The sequence below is a fragment of the Vibrio sp. V43_P6S15P86 genome (assembly GCF_009904725.1).
Classification (GTDB): domain Bacteria; phylum Pseudomonadota; class Gammaproteobacteria; order Enterobacterales; family Vibrionaceae; genus Vibrio; species Vibrio diabolicus.
Genome location: NZ_WXWT01000330.1, coordinates 1 through 3,168 on the forward strand (window position 1 = coordinate 1; position 3,168 = coordinate 3,168).

The 3,168-nt window shown below is 41.5% G+C and carries 3 protein-coding genes; all 3 read right to left on the reverse strand.

Annotated features, from left to right (window positions below; genetic code table 11):
- Nucleotides 1-130: 130 nt before the first annotated feature.
- The 3 genes from CAG69_RS14565 to CAG69_RS14575 all read right to left on the reverse strand — a co-directional run bounded on the left by CAG69_RS14565 (nt 131) and on the right by CAG69_RS14575 (nt 2,987).
- Nucleotides 131-1,390, reverse strand: coding sequence for an outer membrane protein transport protein (locus CAG69_RS14565; protein ID WP_139060709.1), 1,260 nt, complete (start codon nt 1,388-1,390; stop codon nt 131-133).
- A 297-nt stretch (nt 1,391-1,687) separates the two neighbouring features.
- Nucleotides 1,688-2,419 carry a DUF3379 domain-containing protein gene (locus CAG69_RS14570; protein ID WP_161444850.1) on the reverse strand — a complete coding sequence of 244 codons (732 nt, stop codon included), beginning with the start codon at nt 2,417-2,419 and terminating at the stop codon, nt 1,688-1,690.
- Nucleotides 2,412-2,987, reverse strand: a complete 576-nt coding sequence (locus tag CAG69_RS14575) for a sigma-70 family RNA polymerase sigma factor (RefSeq protein WP_029836529.1) — start codon at nt 2,985-2,987, stop codon at nt 2,412-2,414. The genes CAG69_RS14570 and CAG69_RS14575 overlap by 8 nt, the downstream gene beginning before the upstream one ends.
- Nucleotides 2,988-3,168 lie beyond the last annotated feature (181 nt).

The window sequence follows — 3,168 nt, forward strand, 5'->3', positions numbered from 1 at the left end:
CGTCCTAATTGTGAGATTTAGATACACGTGTTCACTCAAATTGAGTGGGCAATAAATCGCAGATATAAAAAAAGGCTGGAAATCCAGCCTTTTATATAAAGTATTTTTCTACTAACTAACAGCGAAGCGTTTAGAAACTACGGCTGTATTGTAAGCCGAATAGAATTGCGTCAGCATGAGTTGTTGCTGTTACACCGGTAGAAAGACCAGGAACTAATTGAGTATTCTCATTAACTTTTACATCTTCACCTAACAAGTACGTGAAGCCAAAATCGATGTTTGAGCTATTATCAATATGGTAAGAGAAACCTGTGGAGAACCACTGGCGATCTGAGTCTGGTACCGAGATAGACGTTACTTTATCTTGAGCGCTTGTGTCGTACATGTAACCAGCACGAAGTGTCCAGTTGTTGTTTAGGTAGTAAGTACCACCAATTGCGTAGTGCCAGCCATCTTGCCATTGATAGTCTTTCGAGTAACCACCTTTAAGTAAACCCTGATTTAGGTTCTCAAAATCAATTTGGTCGAAATCTTTCCAACCGATGTATTGGATGCTGTAGTGTACAGCAAACTTAGTGTCTTGGATTTTGTGGAAACCAGAAAACTCGGCCATATCTGGTAGAGGTAGCGTGATTTCCTGACCTTTGTCGTCTTTCGCCGTAAATTCAGGGCTGTAACGATACGCTAGACCAAAACGGTTGTTTTCATCTAGTTCGTACACAGTACCAACGTTGAAACCAACAGCCCAACCATCAGCTTTATCTACGTCCAGAATTTTTTGACCGCCAACCCCTGGGACTGAAGAGCTAGTTGTACGCTTCATTGTGCCTTGGCCGTAGATTAAATCTAAACCAGCACCAAAGCTCCATTGTTCGTTTAAACGGTAAGAACCCGCAAAGCCAAAGTTGAAGCTTTTTACATCCGTAAGACCACCGTACTCGGTTGCGGTGTAGTTATCTGAAAATTCAGTTTTAGTGCCGAAATTAGAGTATGCGTTTACGCCCCATGCAAACTTGTCATTTACTGGAACGATTAGGTGAATGTTTGGAGCTATTGACGTATCACCCACATCATCAGTGTCAGCAACATTTACAGTACTGGAACCCAAAGGAGTATTAACGTTATATTTCGCATCTTTCACTTCAATCATTGAAGTAATGCTTTCGAAGCCTAGCGAAAGCTCCATTTTGTCAAATAGAGCCATTGCTGCTGGGTTACGAGCCATTACTGCGGCGTTATCTGCGATTACTGCATCACCAGCAAATGCACGGCCGATGCCAGTTGCTGATTGAGCGTTGATTTGGAAACCCGCTGCCATCGATTGACCTGAGGCAAAAGCTACCGTTACTGCTAGGAGAGTCTTTTTAAACAGACGCGTGTTCTGAGTCATTTGTTTTTCCTTATTAGATTCGTCTCTTTGGACGATAAATTGAGCTTTTGCTCAGTGGCGCAGATAGTAGTATCAATAGTTGCTTGGACAAATCCGACCATTGGATAAAATTGAATAAAAATTGCAGAAATGATGTCTAAAAGACGGGAAATTGCACTTAAAATGCATAATTTAGAGTTTAAGCTCTAAAGGCCATAACAATGGTGAATGTTTTGTGTTCTATTTATCCAGAAATGCCGCTAAATAAGACCATTTAGCGGCATTTAACCTTTTGAAGGCTGGAAATCGTCGAAGTTGTTACATCGGCTTAATCATTGATGCAAGAGTCGTAGCGATCGCATCAATATTTTCACCTTCTTCCCCGACTAAAATCAGGCTTGAACTCCCGACGGGCTGAACGATACCGATCATGCCATCCTTATTAAAGTCGGTACTTTGTTCGCTAGGAATACCAGTAATAAATAACGTTACTTTACCTTTTGGACCTTGGAATACCATATGCACCGCATTGGATTCGCCAAAACCGCAGTGGTTTAGGTAGTAAACGTGATATGGAAAGTTTTCACTAAACTGGTAATGAAATGGCGACATTTTCGCATTAATTTGCGAGCTCGGTACATCCTCATCAAGATGACGAACAAAAGGTTCTTCATGAATAACGTGTTTCATCGCGGTATCCGCTAAACTGGCTTGTGCTGGAGACACCAAAACATTTCCCCAGTTTACTTGACCAACGAATAATCCTGCGGTGAACGCAATAGAAGCGGCAAGTGCCATTGCTTTGCGAACAAAGTTTGGTTTGACGACCTTCTCTTCATCAAGTGCACTCGACGTCTGACTAAATAAAATCTTATCAGCGAGATCTTCAGGTACATCCACATTCATGGCTTGTTTAATTTTTACGTCGAGATCCAAAACGTCATCAACAAACTTATTGTTGGCGTCGCTACCAGCTAAAGCTTGCAGAACCTCTTCATCTTTTTGTTTTGGATCCGACAAAATACGACGACGAAATTCTAAATCATCCATTCTTTTGTCCTCTCTTAGTATCTTGAGAATCCAACATCTCTTTGAGTTGATTACGAGCGCGAAATAATCGAGTCATCACTGTATTTTTATTTAAATCAAGAATGTCGCCAATTTCTTCTCCGCTGAAACCACCGACAACTTGGAGAAATAAAGGTTCGCGGTATTCAACATCGAGTTTCATGATCTGTGCTTGCAGCCATTCTTGCTGATGATGTGGGTCATCGCTGACTTTAGCATCATTGCCGTAATCATCGATATCAACTAAATCAAATTGTTTACGTTCGAAGCGGCGCGCATTTTCTCGTCTCAATATGGTGATGAGCCAAGACTTGGCTGCTTTTTCATCCTGGAGACTATCGAGTGACTTCCAAGCTCTAAGACAGGTTTCCTGAACTAGATCTTCCGCTATCGCTTTATCTTTGCACAACCAGTATGCGTAGCGATATAAGTCACGATGGTACCCTCGGACGAGCGCTTCGTATTTTCTTTGCTTGTCCATATCAGAGTTGACCGGACTGTTGGAATTTTTCTTTCCAAACATTTTTAATATGGCCACAGGAGCCTCCATCCTCGCTCTGTGAGTTTCTTATTTGTTCTGAGCATGACTTTACTTTTCAATAGCCTCGCGGTTTCGGTTGAGCGTGTGTCTTAGATAACCTTTGACACGTGGTTACTTAAAAGTGTATACGCAAATGCCAAATATCATCGAACATGAATTGGTAAAGATTGTTAACAATATCATCATTAGT

What these genes read in the sequence shown, in the direction of transcription:
- CAG69_RS14570 (WP_161444850.1), bottom strand. Translation starts at nt 2,419, where the DNA reads ATGGATGATTTAGAATTTCGTCGTCGTATTTTGTCGGATCCAAAACAA.
- CAG69_RS14575 (WP_029836529.1), bottom strand. Translation starts at nt 2,987, where the DNA reads ATGGAGGCTCCTGTGGCCATATTAAAAATGTTTGGAAAGAAAAATTCC.
- CAG69_RS14565 (WP_139060709.1), bottom strand. Translation starts at nt 1,390, where the DNA reads ATGACTCAGAACACGCGTCTGTTTAAAAAGACTCTCCTAGCAGTAACG.